General features: G+C 37.6%; 13 protein-coding genes, 2 tRNA genes and 2 rRNA genes (1 of these 17 cut by a window edge). 1 reads left to right on the forward strand and 16 read right to left on the reverse strand.

Annotated elements, in window-relative coordinates:
* Positions 1-10: 10 nt before the first annotated feature.
* The 11 genes from THEBR_RS11020 to THEBR_RS11070 all read right to left on the reverse strand — a co-directional run bounded on the left by THEBR_RS11020 (position 11) and on the right by THEBR_RS11070 (position 13,175).
* Complete coding sequence (locus tag THEBR_RS11020; RefSeq protein ID WP_012269784.1) at positions 11-1,186, reverse strand: glycosyltransferase family 4 protein; 1,176 nt, start codon at positions 1,184-1,186, stop codon at positions 11-13.
* Positions 1,187-1,215: 29 nt separating this feature from the next.
* Positions 1,216-2,262 carry a nucleotidyltransferase family protein gene (locus THEBR_RS11025; protein WP_003868607.1) on the reverse strand — a complete coding sequence of 349 codons (1,047 nt, stop codon included), beginning with the start codon at positions 2,260-2,262 and terminating at the stop codon, positions 1,216-1,218.
* Positions 2,263-2,479: 217 nt separating this feature from the next.
* A complete protein-coding gene (locus THEBR_RS11030; RefSeq protein ID WP_009052014.1) occupies positions 2,480-3,370 on the reverse strand; it encodes a beta-1,2-mannobiose phosphorylase in 891 nt (296 codons plus the stop codon).
* Positions 3,371-3,384: 14 nt separating this feature from the next.
* Complete coding sequence (locus THEBR_RS11035) at positions 3,385-4,293, reverse strand: beta-1,2-mannobiose phosphorylase (RefSeq protein WP_009052015.1); 909 nt, start codon at positions 4,291-4,293, stop codon at positions 3,385-3,387.
* A gap of 2 nt (positions 4,294-4,295) precedes the next feature.
* Positions 4,296-6,179, reverse strand: coding sequence for a beta-galactosidase trimerization domain-containing protein (locus THEBR_RS11040; RefSeq protein WP_009052016.1), 1,884 nt, complete (start codon positions 6,177-6,179; stop codon positions 4,296-4,298).
* Between the two features lie 200 nt (positions 6,180-6,379).
* Positions 6,380-7,360, reverse strand: a complete 981-nt coding sequence (locus THEBR_RS11045) for an ABC transporter ATP-binding protein (RefSeq protein WP_009052017.1) — start codon at positions 7,358-7,360, stop codon at positions 6,380-6,382.
* A 1-nt stretch (position 7,361) separates the two neighbouring features.
* Positions 7,362-8,345 carry an ABC transporter ATP-binding protein gene (locus tag THEBR_RS11050; RefSeq protein WP_244261794.1) on the reverse strand — a complete coding sequence of 328 codons (984 nt, stop codon included), beginning with the start codon at positions 8,343-8,345 and terminating at the stop codon, positions 7,362-7,364.
* Entirely contained in the window at positions 8,338-9,219 is an 882-nt protein-coding gene (locus THEBR_RS11055; protein ID WP_009052019.1) for an ABC transporter permease, read from the reverse strand. The genes THEBR_RS11050 and THEBR_RS11055 overlap by 8 nt, the downstream gene beginning before the upstream one ends.
* Complete coding sequence (locus THEBR_RS11060) at positions 9,216-10,202, reverse strand: ABC transporter permease (RefSeq protein ID WP_009052020.1); 987 nt, start codon at positions 10,200-10,202, stop codon at positions 9,216-9,218. The genes THEBR_RS11055 and THEBR_RS11060 overlap by 4 nt, the downstream gene beginning before the upstream one ends.
* A 15-nt stretch (positions 10,203-10,217) precedes the next feature.
* Positions 10,218-12,068, reverse strand: a complete 1,851-nt coding sequence (locus THEBR_RS11065) for an ABC transporter substrate-binding protein (protein WP_009052021.1) — start codon at positions 12,066-12,068, stop codon at positions 10,218-10,220.
* 60 nt (positions 12,069-12,128) lie between these two features.
* Complete coding sequence (locus THEBR_RS11070) at positions 12,129-13,175, reverse strand: LacI family DNA-binding transcriptional regulator (RefSeq protein WP_012269785.1); 1,047 nt, start codon at positions 13,173-13,175, stop codon at positions 12,129-12,131.
* A gap of 291 nt (positions 13,176-13,466) precedes the next feature.
* On the opposite strand from THEBR_RS11070, the gene THEBR_RS11075 reads away from it, so the two are divergent.
* Positions 13,467-14,192 carry a pseudouridine synthase gene (locus THEBR_RS11075; protein ID WP_004404565.1) on the forward strand — a complete coding sequence of 242 codons (726 nt, stop codon included), beginning with the start codon at positions 13,467-13,469 and terminating at the stop codon, positions 14,190-14,192.
* Between the two features lie 25 nt (positions 14,193-14,217).
* Here THEBR_RS11075 and ymfI read toward each other — a convergent pair whose 3' ends face one another.
* The 5 genes from ymfI to THEBR_RS11100 form a co-directional block, all read right to left on the reverse strand.
* Entirely contained in the window at positions 14,218-14,955 is a 738-nt protein-coding gene (gene ymfI / locus THEBR_RS11080; RefSeq protein ID WP_004404564.1) for an elongation factor P 5-aminopentanone reductase, read from the reverse strand.
* Positions 14,956-15,083: 128 nt separating this feature from the next.
* Positions 15,084-15,158 (reverse strand) — tRNA-Gly (locus tag THEBR_RS11085).
* 13 nt (positions 15,159-15,171) lie between these two features.
* Positions 15,172-15,246 (reverse strand) — tRNA-Asn (locus THEBR_RS11090).
* Between the two features lie 10 nt (positions 15,247-15,256).
* Positions 15,257-15,365 (reverse strand): 5S ribosomal RNA (gene rrf, locus THEBR_RS11095).
* 32 nt (positions 15,366-15,397) lie between these two features.
* Positions 15,398-18,817, reverse strand: a 23S ribosomal RNA gene (locus THEBR_RS11100); it runs 310 nt beyond the window's last position.

Genomic DNA, 18,817 nt, shown 5'->3' on the forward strand with positions numbered 1-18,817 from the left:
CCCCCTTCCTCTATATCACAACTTCCTCCCTTGATTTAATGTCCAATACAGACAAAATCATTATGACATATCTGTAAGCAACGTTATTCCACATCATTGTATTCCCTAATTTTTTAATTTCTGCCTCTATCTGCAGCCTTTTCTCAGGGTTTTCAAATATATACTCAATATGTTTAGCTAAAGACTTTGCATCACGGAAATTAGCAAGCAATCCTCTTCCTTCTCCTAAAATTTCTTCAGCGTACATATAAGGAGTGGAAATAATCACTTTCCCTAAACCTGCTGCATATGCTAAAGTACCGCTTACAGCTTGTTCTTTGTTTAAGTATGGAGTCATATATATATCTGACATCTTCAAATACTCCAAAATCTCTTTCTTCCTAAGATATTTATCCACAAATTTTACATTGTCTTCTACTCCAAGGTCATGGACTAGTTTTTGAAGTTTCTCCCTATACTCTTCCCCAAATTCTCTCTTTATGTTTGGATGGGTTTGCCCTAAAATTAGGTATAATACATCTTTGTATTTTTTTGCTACCATACTTATTGCTTCTATACCGTACTCTATTCCTTTACCAGGATTTATAAGACCAAAAGTGCTTATTATTCTTCTCCCTTTAAAGCCATATCTTTCTTTCAATGTTTCCTTAGGTAATACTGGAAAATTGGGAACTCCATGAGGAATCACTGTGATTTTACAGGAGGGTATGTGATATATCTTTTCAAGAAGTGGTATAGTATTTTTAGCCATTGTAACTACTTTAACGCTTTTTTCCCCTAATTCTCTAAGTATCATAAGTTGTTTTTCATTTGGATTTGATAATACTGTGTGGACTGTCAAAACAAAGGGTATATTTAAATTGTCTACCAAATCTAATAAGTATTCTCCACTTTCTCCTCCAAATATTCCGTATTCATGCTCTATAATGAGCAAATCTATGTCAGATTCATTTAATTCATGGGCTAATCTTACATAATCTTCTCTTACAAATTGTTGTAACTGATATTTAACATCGCTGTCATATTCATAAGTTTTATTATCATTTATTGCAATTACTCCTGCAAAATTAATAAGTTTTATCTTTTTTATTTCATTAACTAAATCTTGAGTAAAAGTAGCAATGCCACATTCTCTTGGTGGATAAGTACTCAAAAATGCTACATTTCTCCCCAATACGCTCATCATATCACGCCCCCTTCTTAGTTTGTTTAGTATTAAGTTGTCATTGTAGTACTTGCTAATCTATTAGGTGTAAACACTGTATTTTTAATTTCCATATTCACCTCTACTATACATTCTGAAGTTACAACTGCATTGTCTAATCTTGCAAACCTGCGGACTTTTACATTATCCCACAATACACTTTGGGATACTTTGCTCTCTTGACCTATTCGACAGTTATTCCCAATTACTGTATACGGACCAACTGTAGCATAGGCATCAATTTCAGTATTATTTCCAATATAAGCAGGTCCTATCACTCTTGCGGTAGGATGAATTTTAACATTGTCTCCTAAAATTATGCCTCTTGAGGAAGTAGTACTTACAAATCTTGATTTTCCTTTTAAAATGTCCTCATGAACTTTTTTGTATTTGTCTATTGTACCTATATCTATCCAGTAGCCGTTAAATTTATAAATAGCCATTCTATACCCTTTTTCCAAAAGTTTGGGATATGTCTCTCTTTCTACAGATATCACTGTATTTTCAGGAATTTCTTTTAGCACCTCAGGTTCAAATACATATACTCCTGCGTTAATATATTTAGAATTGCTCTCGCCTGGTTTGGGCTTTTCTTTGAAAGCAGTTATAAAGCCTTTTTCATCAAATTCTATAACTCCGTACTGAGAAGTATCTCTTACTTCAATAGATGCAATAGTTACTTGAGCTCTTCTTCTCTTGTGGTATTTTATCAAATCTGCATAGTCAATATCACTGACAATATCAGAGTTTAAAATGAGGAAAGTATCATCAAAAAATTTTTCGGCGTTTTTTATTGCTCCACCAGTCCCTAAAGGGGACTCTTCTGTAATGAAGTGTATTTTTACACCTAAGTCCTCTTTTTGTTTGAAGTAGTCTTCAATGTACTGAGACTTATAATAAGTACTTATTACAATTTCATCTACTCCACTTTTTTTAAGGTTTAAAATAATCCTTCCTAAAAGAGGTCTTCCCATGATAGGAACCATTGGTTTTGGCAGGTCATCTGTAAGAGGTCTTAGCCTTGTTCCCAAACCTCCTGCCAATAGCAATGCCTTCATAAAAGACCCCTCCTTTATGAAGTTTTTCAAAAATTAAACTTAAAAACAAAAGAAGGGCGTGATACAAGTGATATAATTTATAAGAGCGATAAAAACTAAGAAGAGGAGAAATATATTAGCACTCTTGAAATTCGGCTGCTAATAAGTATTATAATTAATCCTTTTTGGTATGTCAAGTACTTTTCTGTAAATAAAAAACAGGCCTTTTAAAAGCCTGCTAAAATTTGATATCCTTCATTTCTAATATCGCCACGCCTATAACAGTATCCGCACCCCCATAATAAACGTAAATAGTATCATCTTTTACTGCATTACCACAACTAAATACAACATTAGGGATGTATCCTTCTTTTTCCCAACCCAGTTCTGGCTCTAAGATAGGTTCTTTTTGCCTTGCAATAACCTTTGATGGATCTTCTAAATCTAAAAGGACTGCTCCCAATCTATACACATTATTGTCATCAGCTGCATGGTATATCAAAAACCAACCGTCCTTTGTCTTAATAGGAGGCCCTCCAATTCCTACTCTCGCACTCTCCCATGTATTTGGAATAGGTTTTAGTATTGGTTTATGGTCGTACCAATTTTTTAAATCATCAGAAAATGCTATCCAAATGTCGGGATATCTCCTGTGCAACATCACATATTTACCATTAATTTTTTCAGGAAATAAAGAGGCGTCTTTATTAGGTTCATCTAAAACTACTCCTTTTCTCTCCCAATCTATAAGGTTTTTGGAGGTAGCCAAACAGATCCTATAGTCATCTTGAAATCTGTCTCCAAAACCTGTGTACATCATATAATAAATGCCGTCAATTTTGACTATCCTTGGGTCTTCTAATCCTCTGAGCTCTTGTTCTGTCTCATTGCTCATCACTGGTTTGTCTAATCTCATAAAATTAATTCCGTCTTTGCTAACTGCATATCCCAAGCGAGAAATATATTTCCCATATTTGGCGTGAGGTCCAATGTCAGTAGCTCTGTAAATCAAGTGAAACAGTCCATTGTCATAAATTGCTGCAGTGTTAAAAACTGCTGCTCTTTCCCATTCATTTTCTGCTTTTGGCATCAATACCGGCTTATCTGATAATCTCTTTAATTTTATCACTCCATACACTCCTTTTAAAATTTTACTTTTTCTTTTTCAATGACTGCTACACCTATATGGGTATCTGCTGCTCCATAATACACATAATACATGTCATTCACTTCAACTGCACCGCAGCTAAACACCACATTAGGTACCAGCCCATTTATTTCCCAATCAAGCTCTGGCTCTAAAATAGGCTCTTTTTGTCTCGCAATAACCTTTGATGGGTCCTTTAAGTCTAAAAGAGCTACACCAAGTCTGTACACATTGTTGTTATCCACCCCGTGATATATTAAAAGCCATCCATCTTCTCTTTTTATAGGAGGTCCTGCTATGCCAATTTTCTTTGACTCCCATGTGTGAGATTTAGGGGACATTATAATCTTATGGTTATACCAATTTACTAAATCATCAGAATAAGCAATCCAAATATCGGGCATTCTTCTATGGAAAAGCACATACTTACCATTTATTTTTTCGGATAAAAGCGCCGCATCTTTATTGGGTTCATCAAGAACAATTCTGTGTCCTTTCCAATTTTTTAAATCATCAGACCAAACCATACATATTCTAAAATCCAACCAGTCCCTTCCTCCAAAACCTGTATAGAGCATGTAATACTTATTGTCTATTTTTGTAATCCTTGGGTCCTCTACTCCCCAAGCTTCTTGCGGAATCTCACCTACTAAAACAGGTTTGTCAAATCTTTCAAAATTTATACCATCTTCACTTACAGCATATCCAATAGAGGATACAAATTTATATTTTTCTTCTGGCTTTTCAGTATTCAAAACGAATTTATTATTAGAAGCTCTGTAAAACAAGTGAAATTTATTACCTTCATAAATTACTGCTGCATTAAAAACAGCCTCCTTTTCCCATTCATGCTCTTTTATTGGCGACAATATAGGTTTGTTACTAAGTCTTGTTAGCCTGAACATCTTTATAACCCCTTTTCCAGCAAAATTGCAACTACTCCATTAGCCTCTATTGTGAAATTTTCTAAATTAATCTGTCTTCCGCTAATTAAATCTTGTATTTTCTCATTATTTTTTGTTTTTCTACTTATTCTTATTTTAGTATGAATATCTATGTCTTCATGATTTATAAAGAGCACAAGGGTTTTCCCGCCATAATCAAACTCTTTTACTTCAATATAAGGAGATTCTACTTTTACGTTGTATTCTATTCCGCTCAGCTCTTTAGCATACTTATAAATCAAATAAGACCTGTCAGTCTTATATACATCGGGCATATAACTTAAATAGAGCTCAATAGGATACGTAACAAGAATAGCATTCCCTTCGCCATATTTATTCACAACTATTGCCGGGTTATTCTCATCATCATTTGCAATTACACGGCCCGTTGTCGGTTTTGCAATAAGTCTTTTATTAAATTTAAGAGCTTTATAATTTAAATCAATTCCAAGTTCTTCACAATGCATTGATACTGTCTCATTTTTGGGCACCATAGAATATTGCGTTTTAACTCCAAAAACCTCATCAAAACCTTCTAAAGAAATTCCATCGTATGATACATACAAAGTGCCACCATTTTTAACAAAATCCATAATTTTTACCCATTGGTCATAATTTAAATGCCCTTTTCTATAAGCGGAAGGCAGTATAAGCATTTTATACTTACTAAAATCTCCATCAGCTCTTGCCAATTCAACGTCTATACCTGCTTCCTTTGCCAGTATAAAACTATTTAAAAGAATCCTAAAATTTCTCTCTGGAGTATAATCGTTACCTACAAATAAAGCACTATAATACTTATCCGGAATGATTATCGCGGCATCGCACTTTTTGTGTTTTAAGTCCTTATACTCAATTCTATTCATAAATTCAGAATAAGCTTTTATTTCAAGTCCTGCTTTTTTAACTCTTCCATCAACTGCTGTTATACCAAATTGCGTTTCAAAGGGGGTAGAATTATAGGGAAGCCTTTCGCCAACAGAAAAATCTCCAAAGCACCAGGCTATTGCACCTATCGATTCATTCGCAAGAAGGCTATACAGAACCACCTTGTAATAATCTCCCTCTATATCTTCACTCATCATAAGTGTAGTTGCACCAAATTCCTCCAGTAGCACTTCTTTGCCACCCATAGCTTGGGTGAGTTTAGAAGCAAAAGGTGCCATATAAGTGCTTCTTATAGAATTTACAGGGTCTATACATGTATCTGTATAAATTGGATATGCGTGCATACATAGAAAATCGTTGCCTTCTTGCATGTCTTCAGGATAAAAATTATTATCAGTAAGAAGAGATGCCTGGTGTATTCCAAGCGTTACGGGATGATTTTTGTCGTATTTTTTTATCTCATTTGATAAGACATAGTTCCACAGCCAAGCATCATGTCTTGACTCTGCTTTTACATAATTATCTGGCTCATTTGAAAGGTCCCAAAACAAAATAGCAGATTCATCTTTGTACCTCTCAGCAAAAAAGCGTACCAATTTAATTTGATACCTCAACATAAATGAATCACTGTATATATTCCTACCTTCTCTCCACGGCACATCCCAATTCTCACCGCTCATATGCCCCACAAAAAAAGTAGGCGCGATTTTCATATCGACTTCATGACATATCTTAATAAGCTCGTCAAACTTTTTCACCGCTTCCTCTGATATTACATCAGGCTTTGGCTGGAAATCCTCCCAAAAAAGATTTATTCTCATTACATTAATGCCTAAGCTTTTCGCCTCAATAAATTCACTTTTTATCTCATCATAATTCCACTCTTTCCACATTTCAATGCCGTGATTTCTTGGCCAATAATTAGCTCCTATTATAAATTCATCTGCAAATTTTGCCATTTTTCTACCTCCGTCGTACTATTTTTTCTTTTTCTCATATAAAAGTATCAATAATATAGTGAAAACAGAAAATCCCAATGATAACACCACTAATACTAACTCTACGCCATTTTTTTGAAAAAAACTTATCCAAATAAGAGCCAGTACTATTACCAATATTGAAAGAAACATATAAAATTTATTTTTCATATTTTTCACCCTTATTTACTAAAAACATGACATGCTACTTCATGACTTGAATCGATAACAATGAGTTGAGGGTCTTCCTCTAAGCACTTTTCTGTATAATAATTACATGCATGAGCAAAAGGACACCCCTTGCTTTCTGGTGTTCGCACAGGAACTTCATAAGACCTTAATTGTTCCACCACTCTATTCCTAGCTATTTCAGGGTCAGCAATGGGGCTGGAATTTATTAATACTTTAGTATAAGGATGAACTGGATTAGTTAAAACTTCTCTACCTTTTCCTTTTTCGACTATTTTGCCCCCATACAATACCGCAATTTCTCCCTTTTCATAGGTAAAATATTTTGCTGCTCCAATGTCATGCAAAACAAGTATAACGGCAATACCGTATAAATCATTTAAGTCTTTAAAAAGTTTAATTATTGCTGCCCTCAATGACATATCAATCATACTAATCGGTTCATCAGCAATTATCACTTGAGGTTCCGTCGTTAAAGCCCTTGCAATTGCAAGTCTCTGACGTCCTCCTCCTGATAAGTGGTGAGGATATTTATTGAAAAAATATTCTGCAGGAGTTAAACCTACTTTTTCCAGTAATTGTTTTGTCTTTTCATATACCTCTTTCCTATTAATTTTTTGAGCATTTCTAAGAGGGTCTGCGATTATTTTATAGATAGTTTTAGCCGGATGTAAGGAAGCATAAGGGTCCTGATGAATATATTGTACTTTACCTCTTAATAATTTTTTTTCTTTTTCCCTCAGTTTCTGTATATTTTTTTCAAACCAAAGAACTTCACCTTCAGAAGGCAATTCTAAATTAGCCATAATTCGCGCTAAGGTAGTTTTGCCCATTCCACTTTCGCCAACAATAACTAATCTATCTCCTTGTGAAATTTCTAAATTTATATCACTGAGAACAAGTTTATGCTGTTTTTTAAAAAACCCTCGTGAAAAGATTTTACTAATATGATCTATTTTTATCACTTGTTTCATTTCACCTTCCTCCTTCCTTATACAAGTAACATGCTACTTGTGCTCCGTTTTCTGTCTCAATTAATTGCGGCTTTTCCTTCTTGCATATCTCCATCGCATGCTCACATCTTGGATGAAATCTACATCCAGAAGGAGGATTCAATAAACTTGGAGGGTCTCCCGGAATCGGCTTAACTTTTGACATATCTGCATTTACTGCCATAATAGAATTTATCAATCCATTTGTATAGGGATGTAATGGATTTTTGAAAATTTGAAATGTTGAATTATATTCTATCAGATTTCCACCATAAATAACTGCAACATTATCCGCTAATTCGGCTGCTACTGCTATGTCGTGGGTAACAAAAATAAGAGTAATATTTAGCATTTTCTTTAATTCTTTTAAAAGTTGAATAATATGGGCTTGTGTAAGAACATCTAATGCAGAAGTAGGCTCATCTAATATTAAAACTTTAGGTTCCATTAAAAGCGCTAAAGCAATTAAAACTCTTTGTTTCATTCCTCCTGAAAGTTGCAAAGGATAAGCGTATAAAACCACCTCTGGATTTAATCTTACCATTTTTAATTTTTCTGAAGCTTTTTTAATTAACTCATTGTGACTCCAATTTACCCTATGAGCTTCTACTGTGTCTTTAAAATGGTCAATTATCTTCATTGTAGGATTTAAAGATTGCTGAGCTGCCTGAGGTACTAACGCAATTTCTTTCCATTTTATTTTTCTTAACTCTTCATTACTTAGAGTCAATATGTCTTTTCCATTGTATAAAACTTTTCCTGATAAAATTCTTCCATTTGGAGGTAGTGTCTTCGTCATGGCTTCTATAATTGTACTCTTACCAGAAGCACTCTCCCCTACAATAGCTGTAACTGAATTTTCTGGAACCTCAAAAGAAATACCGTCTGCTGCTTTAATCGTACCTTCTCTCACAAGATATACTGCTTTTAAATTTTCTACTTTTATTATTGGATTCAACTTATTCATTCCCCCTAAGCCGTGGGTTGAAAACTTCTTCAACCCCTTGTGATAACAATATTCCGCCGTAAATTAGTAATACTATATTTAAAATTATAAAGAATAAATAGTGAAACCCTTTAGCAGTATACAAGGCTCCCGCTTGGTATAAAGCATAATTTAACATGATTCCCCAATGGGTAGGATCAAACTTGGCTAGTCCTAAAAACATAAGTCCTACTGAAAACTCCATAGCTCCTTTTATCTGCATGACAAAATTTATGAAAATATAAGGAATTAAAAGTTTTGCAATATCACTGAATAAAATATAACTAAGCGGCATATTAAGCATTTTTGACGCTTCTATGAATTCTTTTGATTTAATAGATAAAACCTGAGCTGATATTTGTTTCGCCAATGGTGCCCATAACCATATAGAAACTAATAGAGCTATTTCAACAACATTAAGGTTGTAATTAACAAATATAGCAGCTAGAATCAATAGAGCAGGAAATGACGGAATTACTAGAAAAACCATAATAATAGCATCAATGATTTTACCAGCAATCCCTTCTAAATACCCTCTTGCAACACCAATAACCGTTCCTATTAGCACAGCAAAAAAACTTGCTAATAAAGTAAGAGAAATAACAGACCTAGAACCGTGTACAATTTGTTGGAAAATATCTACTCCAAAATAGTCTGTCCCAAAAGGATGTTTCAAAGAAGGTTTTTGATACCTTTCTGCAAAGTTAGAATTCATATCTAAAGGTACTACAACAGGACCTATTGTAGCCATCAATATATAAAATAGCAATATCATTAACCCAATTAAAGATTTTTTATTTGTTAATAAAGGCTGAATGTAATCATAATAAAAGTTTGCAATATTTTCTTTTTTCATTTCAATTTCACCCTCGGATCAATTAATGCATAAACAAAATCTGCAATAAAAGTTGCTAATATTACTCCTATTACAATTAGAGTAAACAATCCAGTCAATAATCCAAAATCTCTAACAGCTATAGCCTTGCCAAAATAAAATCCTATCCCCGGGTAATTAAAAATAGATTCCACCAACGTCTGGCCTCCTAACATATATCCCACACTAATCGCTAAACTTGCCACTAAAGGCAACATCGCATTATTTCTCACATATTTTGCTGCAATTACAGAATCTCTTAAGCCTCTTGCCTCTGCAAACCTTATAAAATCCTCCTCCATTATTTGGGAAGTGTTACCTCTCATAGCTAAAGTCCAAGAAGCCATTTGAGGTATTGCAATTGCAAGCATTGGGCCTAAAGCATGTAAAAATATTTTCGAAATAAACTCAAGGGAGAAAGAAGGCTCTATATCAACAGGATAAGCGCCTCCTAGCGGCAATACTTTTAATCTAACTGAAAATACAAACAAAATTAAAACCGCTAGTATAAAAGGAGGTATGGCTTGTATTATACTCGAAACTGTAGAAATAATTCCTTCTGTAATTGTAGCTCTTTTTTGTGCTGCAAAAGCTCCTAAAAATATTCCTATTGTAAAACTCAAAAAAGTAGCTAAAGAAATTACAAAAAGAGTCCATGGTAGCGATTCTGCAATTATTTCATTTACACTTGTGTTATAAAAAGCAGAATACCCAAAGTTGCCTTTTAATAGATTTGACACAAATTTTCCATATCTTATAAATATCGATTCATGAGGGTCTATCCCCATCATCTTATGGGATATTTCTAAAGCTTGCTCTATCTGCATATTCCTCTGTTGAGCAATAGAAACAGCCAGGCCATAAGCGGGGTCCCCTGGCATATTGTTTACCAGTACAAATACCCCACTTATGGCAATTACAAACACTATTAATAAATACAAGGTTTTATTTATAAAATAATTCATCTTTACCCCCGCCTATTATTTTGCTGGAACTAATTTACCTGTAGTAATCAATAAATCGTATACCCTTTCAATTCCACCTGGTGCTAAAGACCATATAGCATCATCTTCTGCAGGCCATCCTTTAACTCTATAACCATCATTGTAATAAATGGGCAGTACTTTCTCATATAGCGGTATCACAGGCAAATACTCATTAGTAATATAGGCTAATTGCTGAATTATTTCCATTGCCTTGTTCTCATCCTGCAGGTTCTTCTGCAATTCAAGTGTCAAATCATAGGGGGAAAGTTCTCCCCATGGAGTTTGATATTTGTCTTTTGCAGGGAAATTAGTAATAGCAGAAACGTCTCCATCATACAACCTCTGATACCCAGTCAAAGGATGAGGATAACCCCACCATGCAGAACCAAATTCAATAGCTACATCGTAATCTCCACTTCTCATTACTTGGTCTCTCATACCTTCAGGAATCAATTTCATTTCAACTTTAAATCCAAAATTGTTCAATTGTTGAACTACTTCCTTTGCAGCCAATACCCAATCGTTATGAGGTCCGTATACAGATAAAGTGAAAGCCACTGGTTGTCCGTTAGGTTGTTGCCAGGTATCTCCTACTTTTTTGTAGCCTGCATTCTTTAAAATCTCCTCTGCTGCTGCCACATCCGTGTTATATTTTGTAAGTTTTTGCAATGTATCTTGAGTTACCCATTTTGCTTCCATACTCTTTAATACACCGTCAGCGTAATTTTCATAACTATTTGCTTGCCATACAGAGACATCCCTAATTTTATCTCTATCTAATATATGAGCAATAGCTTTTCTTAAGTTCAGATCTTGAAAGAGCGGTTTCTTAAAATTAAATACTAATGCTATGTCGGACAAGTCAGAAACAGTAAGCACATTTAATTTTGGATTCAATGTTGAAAGTTGTTCTACTACATCTTTTGGCATAGAAGGATGAGCTGCATCAATTTCATTAGATATAAGTGAAGCCCATACAAATTCATTTGAAGACCATTTCTTAAACACAACTTTGTCAATTTTCATTTGCGGATAAGCCCAATAGTATTTATTTGCCTCCAATACCATTTCTGATTGAGTTACTTTAACAGGTTCAAAAGCACCAACTACCGGTAACTTTCCTAATGTCTTAAAGGGTGAAAAATCATTCACTTGTTTTCTTAATTCGTCTGATTTTTTATCATACTCTGCTTTCATATCCTCTGGCACAGTTTTGCCTTCTGTTTGTAAGTAAAATATCTTTTTCCCTAAATCAGCCACTTCCTGAGCAGATTTAGCAAAATCCCCATATACATGTACAGGCGCTAAGGATGCCATAGCTCCATCTGTAAGCAGTGTGTGTACAAAAGAAGAGGAAGCTGTCTTTGAAAGGGTAAAAATAACTGTATTGTCATCTGGAGCCTCTACAGATTCAATGTCATAAGGCCATTGCCACATAGCCTGTATTAAATTCACCGTATTTATCACATCTTTTGAGGTAAAAGGTTCGCCATCGCTGAACTTTGCATCTTTCCTAAGATTTACTGTAACCTTATTTCCTTCTACTTTCCAACTTTCAGCTAAGCGCGGAATGTATTCCCCTGTTTGAGGAATATAATAGGCAAAAGGCTCATAAGCAAACCACCATGCTCCTCCTATACCTCCTGGGCCAAATGGGTTACCGTGGAAAGGATAGGGCCAATCCGTCGCAAGTCTAAGTTCTCTTGTCTTCTTTACCTCTTCTTGTTGTTTTGCTTCTTGGGATTCCTGTTGAGTAGAATTTGACTGCCCACACCCCACAAAAATACCTGCTGTAAAGAAAACAATTACAAGCAGTGCAATAAATTTTTTAATTTTTTTACTCATTTTTAACCTCTCCCCTCTTTTTTACTTAAAAATATATTTAAAAATTATTTGGAAACGTGGTTAATAAATCTCTTTAACGGACTCTCTTTCTATTAGCTTAACCTCCATCCGTATATGGTCACAGGGCTCTTTTGGATTTTCCATCCTCCACAAAAGTCTTTTTACAGCTTTTTCTCCCATAAGTTCTTTATTTATGCGGATAGTAGTCAAATGCGGTGTCACAATGTTACATATATCAATATCATCAAAGCCAACTACAGAGATATCGTCAGGTACTTTAATACCCAAAATGCTCAATGCATTGTACAAGGTAATAGCAGCACTATCGTTGGAGCATACCCATGCAGTAGGAAGTTTATCTAACTTTGAGATAATATTTGCTACCTCTTTGTAGTTTTTGCTTAAAACATATTGTTCTACCTGTCCTATTACACAATATCCAGGATTTACATTAAATATGGGATCTACATTAAGTCCTGCATTTCTCATCGCCTCGTTAAAGCCTAACCATCTTTCTTTAAAACTTAAAGAAAAATCTATTTCACCAAAAAAACCTATTTGAGTATGTCCTTTTCGAATAAGATATTGTGTTGCCATATATGTTCCAGGCATATTTTGAGTTAATACAGCATCTGTACTTATAGTAAATGAAGCATGGTCTACAAGGACAGTTGGTATATCATACTTCAATAATTTTTCCAGATGTTCATCTTTAATAGTACCAACCACTAAAATTCCTGAAACTTTTCTCGTTTCAACACTGGAAGGTACCTGAAAATCATCTTGATTCATGAAGTTTACTAAAATATCGTAATTATTTTTCTTTGCTTCATTCTCTATACCTAAAATTACTTTTGTATAAAAATGAGTATCGCGGAAATTTCTCTCTTCAATCAATAGACAAATATTCCTGAAGTGATTTTTAGCAATAAAAGAGGGATTTTCATCAAAATACCCCATTTCATCAGCTGTTTTTAAAACTATTTTCCTTGTCTCTTCGCTCACCCCCACCTTGTCATTTAAAGCCAGGGACACAGCATTAATTGATAAGTTCAACCTTTCAGCGATATCTTTCATGGTCACTTTTTTCCTTTTAATTGCCGTCAAACTTAACACCTCTAAAAATCGTTTTCTTGTAATAGATTATAAATCATTTGAATTTAATTATCAAGCAAAATTTACTTGAATTATTATAGATTTTACTTGAATTTTGTTTGTTATAATCTTATCTTAACGATTACTTGAAATATATTCACAATAAAGTAGAGAACACAGCACTTTGTCTAATTTATAATTCAAGTAATTTAAAGTGAATTGAATAAACCAATATTATATACTCTAAAAATACAAAATTTCGTGTTATAATTACATCATAGACTCTTTTTGGAGGTAATTTATATGGCAAAAATGAGAATAGATAAACTTTTATCGAATATAGGCATTGGTACGAGAAAAGAAGTTAAAAAATTCATTAAAGAAGGTCTTGTATTGGTAAATGGAAATACAGTAAAAGATGCTGGTTTAATTGTAGATACTGAATCTGATGAAATTTTATTTGATGGTGAAAAGATCAATTACAAAGAATTTATATATATCATGATAAATAAGCCAAAAGGAGTTATTAGCGCCACATATGACGAAGTTGAAAAAACAGTTATTGACCTTCTTCCTCAAGAATTAAAAGCTCGAAATCCATTTCCCGTAGGAAGACTTGATAAAGATACAGAAGGATTGCTTCTTATAACTAATGACGGAGACTTGGCACATCAGCTTTTATCACCAAAAAAGAATGTTATAAAAAAATATTATGCTGAAATATTAGGCTTTGTCAATGAAAGCGACATTAAAGCTTTCAATGAAGGCATTATACTTGAAGATGGGTATAAAACTCTTCCCGCAAACCTTGAAATTCTTTTTTCTTCTTCTGATGTGTCGAAAGTTTACGTTTATATAAGAGAAGGAAAATATCACCAAATAAAAAGGATGTTTGAATCAGTCGGTAAAAAGGTCATATACCTCAAAAGATTGGCAATGGGTAGTCTCACCCTTGACGAAAATCTAAAACCTGGGGAGTGGAGAGAATTGTCTGAAGAAGAGCTATCTTTCCTGAAAAAGTCGATATAAAAGCAAGGCCTTCACCAAAGCCTTGTTATATAAATCCCCCATCTACAGTTATAACTTGCCCTGTTATAAAATTTGCCTTGTCAGATAGTAAAAACAGTACAGCATTTGCTACATCTTGAGGTTTCCCTATACTCATAAGTGGTATATCCTCAATTAAGTGTTTCTTTTCTTCCCTATTTAAAATGTTGTTCATTCGAGTATCAATTACTCCAGGAGCAATACAATTAACTCTTATTTTAGAAGGCCCTAACTCTTTTGCCAAAGCCTTTGTAAAAGCTATTATTCCTCCTTTAGATGCTGAATAATGTACTTCACAGGAAGCACCGGAAATACCCCAAATTGAAGAAATGTTTATTATGCTCCCATGTTTTTGAGGCAACATATGCCTCAAAACACTTTGTGTGCAATTGAAAAGACCTTTTAAATTGACATTCATCATCCTATCCCAATCTTCTTCTGTTATTTCTATAAATGGTTTGATTTGGGCAATTCCTGCATTATTTATAAGATAGTCAATGCGACCAAATTTATTATAAATACTATCAATCATATTGTCTACCTGCTGTCTGTTTGAAATATCTGCTTTAAAAATTTCCGCATAACTAAAATTGCTTTTTATATACTCTCTTAATTTAACAGCTTGCTCATAACTGTTATTATAATGTATTGCTATAGAAGCCCCTTCTTTTGCAAGCTCTATACAAATTTCTCTTCCTATATCCCCAGCACCACCAGTTACAATCGCTACTTTGCCATTTAACATCTCTTTCACCTTCTAAATTAATTGACACTTCTTTTTGTAATTTTATAAAAAAATAAAATTATGTCAATATCAATAAAAAATACTAAAAAAGGTTCTGCATTTACCTCGCAGAACCTCTCATTTTCTTATGGAGCGGATGACGGGATTCGAACCCGCGATCCTCGGCTTGGGAAGCCGATGCTCTACCGCTGAGCCACATCCGCATCTCTTAAAAGTTGGCTCCTCAGGTAGGACTCGAACCTACAGCCTACCGGTTAACAGCCGGTTGCTCCACCATTGAGCTACTGAGGAATATTTTTAATTCCGGCAGCGACCTACTCTCCCGCGAAAGCAGTACCATCGGCGCTGGAGGGCTTAACTTCCGTGTTCGGAATGGGAACGGGTGTTTCCCCTCCGCTATCGCCACCGGAAATCTAGACCCTCAAAACTGCACAAAGCCTTCTCGGTCAAGTCCTCGACTGATTAGTACCGGTCAGCTAAGAGTGTTTCCACTCTTACACCCCCGGCCTATCTACCTCGTGGTCTTCGAGGTGTCTTACCCCGGCACTCAACTCTACTCACTAGTGGAAAGACTATTCTTTATCCTCTCTTTTAGCCATCTACGCCCTTGTCCTGACTTTTTTAAATGTTTCTCCCTTATCAACGCATCTTTTTTATCTCTATATGCTTCATAGTATACTAATCTCCATTTTCCTTCTCTTGTACTCTTTACTTCTTTTCGTTGATGCGCTAAATACCTTTCCTTTATATTAGACGTATAGCCTATATATATCTTTCCTTTTTCATTTGCCAGGACATACACATAATACATCTTGCCTTCCTCCAGTAAGTATAGTTGAGTGCCGGGTGGGAAACCTAATCTTGAGGCGGGCTTCACGCTTAGATGCTTTCAGCGTTTATCCCCTCCGAACTTGGCTACCCAGCTGTGCACCTGGCGGTGCAACTGGTACACCATCGGTTCGTCCACCCCGGTCCTCTCGTACTAGGGGCAGTGCCTCTCAAGTTTCCTTCGCCCGCGACGGATAGGGACCGAACTGTCTCACGACGTTCTGAACCCAGCTCGCGTACCGCTTTAATGGGCGAACAGCCCAACCCTTGGGACCTACTTCAGCCCCAGGATGCGATGAGCCGACATCGAGGTGCCAAACCTCCCCGTCGATGTGGACTCTTGGGGGAGATCAGCCTGTTATCCCCGGGGTAGCTTTTATCCGTTGAGCGACGGCGTTCCCACTCACTGCCGCCGGATCACTAAGCCCGACTTTCGTCCCTGCTCGAGATGTCTCTCTCGCAGTCAGGCTACCTTCTGCCTTTGCACTCTCTCGCGCGATTCCCGTCCGCGCTGAGGTAACCTTTGGGCGCCTCCGTTACCCTTTAGGAGGCGACCGCCCCAGTCAAACTGCCCACCTGCCATTGTCCCTACGCCGGTTCCACGGCTATAGGTTAGAATTCCGGTAATCCCAGGGTGGTATCCCAACGCCGACTCCAGTAAGGCTGGCGCCCTACCTTCTCCGTCTCCCACCTATCCTGTACAAGAATTACCAAAATCCAGTGACAGGCTACAGTAAAGCTCCACGGGGTCTTTCTGTCCAATCGCGGGTAACTCGCATCTTCACGAGTACTACAATTTCACCGGGCCCCTCATCAAGACAGCGCCCAAGTCGTTACGCCTTTCGTGCGGGTCGGAACTTACCCGACAAGGAATTTCGCTACCTTAGGACCGTTATAGTTACGGCCGCCGTTCACTGGGGCTTCGGTTCAGTGCTCTCACACTTCCCCTTAACCTTCCAGCACCGGGCAGGCGTCAGCCCCTATACTTCGTCTTCCGACTTAGCAGAGACCTGTGTTTTTGGTAAACAGTCGCTTGGGCCTCTTCTCTGCGGCCTTTCGGCACTCCTTCTCCCGAAGTTACGGAGTCATTTTGCCGAGTTCCTTAATGAGGGTTCTCCCGCTCGCCTGTGGATCCTCTCCTCGCCTACCTGTGTCGGTTTGCAGTACGGGCACCTTGGACCTCGATAGCGGCTTTTCTCGGCAGCTGCTTCGGTGGCTTCGCCTTCCGGCTCCCCTTCTCAGACCCCTGCCTGTACGCGGATTTGCCTACGTACCCTTCGGTGCCTGATTGGACGTGCCCTACCAACCGCACGCTCCACCTATCTCGCTGCGTCCCCACTTCTCTTACCGGCCCTCGGTGGTACCGGATTCTCTACCGGTTCCCCATCGCCTACGCTCTCGCCTCGGCTTAGGCCCCGACTTACCCTGGGTGGATTACCCTTCCCCAGGAAACCTCAGGCTTCCGGCGGTAAGGTTTCTCACCTTACTCTCGTTACTCATGCCGGCATTCTCTCTACTGTACAGTCCAGCTTAGCTTACGCTTTGCCTTCTACCCGTACAGTACGCTCCCCTACCCCAAACAGAAGTCAGATGTCGGAAGTCAGATGTCGGATACTCTCCACTTCTTTATCATCGTGTATATTTGCTTCCTTAAAGCTGTGTATTCTTCTATTAGTTCGTTATGCAATGTCTTATCTATATATCCTAAGTCATAACTTAAGTCTAGTAATACTTCTATTTCATTGCTTGATCCAAGCGCTATCTTTAAATACCTCTTAAAATCTGCCTCTGATTCTTTCTTTCCATATCCTTCGGCTATATTTAACGGTATTGATGTTGCTGCCCTTCTTAGTTGACTCCCTAATTCGTATCTTTCATACCCAGGATAGTTCTGGGTTAGCTTGTGTATCTCTATGCTTAGCTTGTATGATTGTTGATATATTCTGAGATCCTTATACGTCTTTATCATTTTCTCACCTCTGACCTCTCACATCTGACTTCTGTTTAGCCCCAGCTTCGGTGGCATGTTTGAGCCCCGTTCATTTTCGGCGCAGGACCTCTCGACCAGTGAGCTGTTACGCACTCTTTAAATGTATGGCTGCTTCTAAGCCAACATCCTGGTTGTCTCCGAAGTCCCACTTCCTTTACCACTTAACATGCCCTTCGGGACCTTAGCTGGAGGTCTGGGCTGTTCCCCTCTCGACTACGGATCTTATCACTCGTAGTCTGACTCCCAGGTTCCTCCCTATGGCATTCGGAGTTTGATAGGGTTCGGTAACCTACTTGGCCCCTAGCCCATTCAGTGCTCTACCTCCATAGGTTCTACCCTGAGGCTAGCCCTAAAGCTATTTCGGGGAGAACCAGCTATCTCCGTGCTCGATTGGCATTTCACCTCTACCCACAGCTCATCCCATGGCTTTTCAACGCCAACGTGGTTCGGGCCTCCACCAGATCTTACTCCGGCTTCACCCTGGCCATGGGTAGGTCGCACGGTTTCGGGTCTACGGCAGCAAACTCCCGCCCTCTTCGGACTCGCTTTCGCTTCGGCTCCGCTTTTCGCTTAACCTCGCTTGCTACCGTAACTCGCCGGCCCGTTCTACAAAAAGTACGCCATCATCCGGCACTCAACTTAGTGCTTACTCTTCTCTTAACTACTTCTACCTCTTTCTATCCCTCTTACTCTATTCACCCAGTAAACACTAGGTTGAGTGCCGGACTCTGACTGCTTGTAGGCATATGGTTTCAGGTTCTCTTTCACTCCCCTCCCGGGGTTCTTTTCACCTTTCCCTCACGGTACTATCCGCTATCGGTCACTTGGGAGTATTTAGCCTTAGGAGGTGGTCCTCCCGCCTTCCCACAGGGTCGCCTATCCCGTGGTACTCTGGTCCCCACCAGCAAGCTTTCCCCTTTCGACTACAGGGCTTTCACCTTCTTCGGCCGGCCTTTCCAGATCCGTTCGCCTAGAGTACTCACTCACTTCTACGGTGGGCCCTAACCCCCGGCACTCAAGTGGACACGTATTATATCATCTTTT

Origin of the sequence: Thermoanaerobacter brockii subsp. finnii Ako-1 (assembly GCF_000175295.2) — a bacterium.
Lineage (GTDB): Bacteria > Bacillota > Thermoanaerobacteria > Thermoanaerobacterales > Thermoanaerobacteraceae > Thermoanaerobacter > Thermoanaerobacter pseudethanolicus.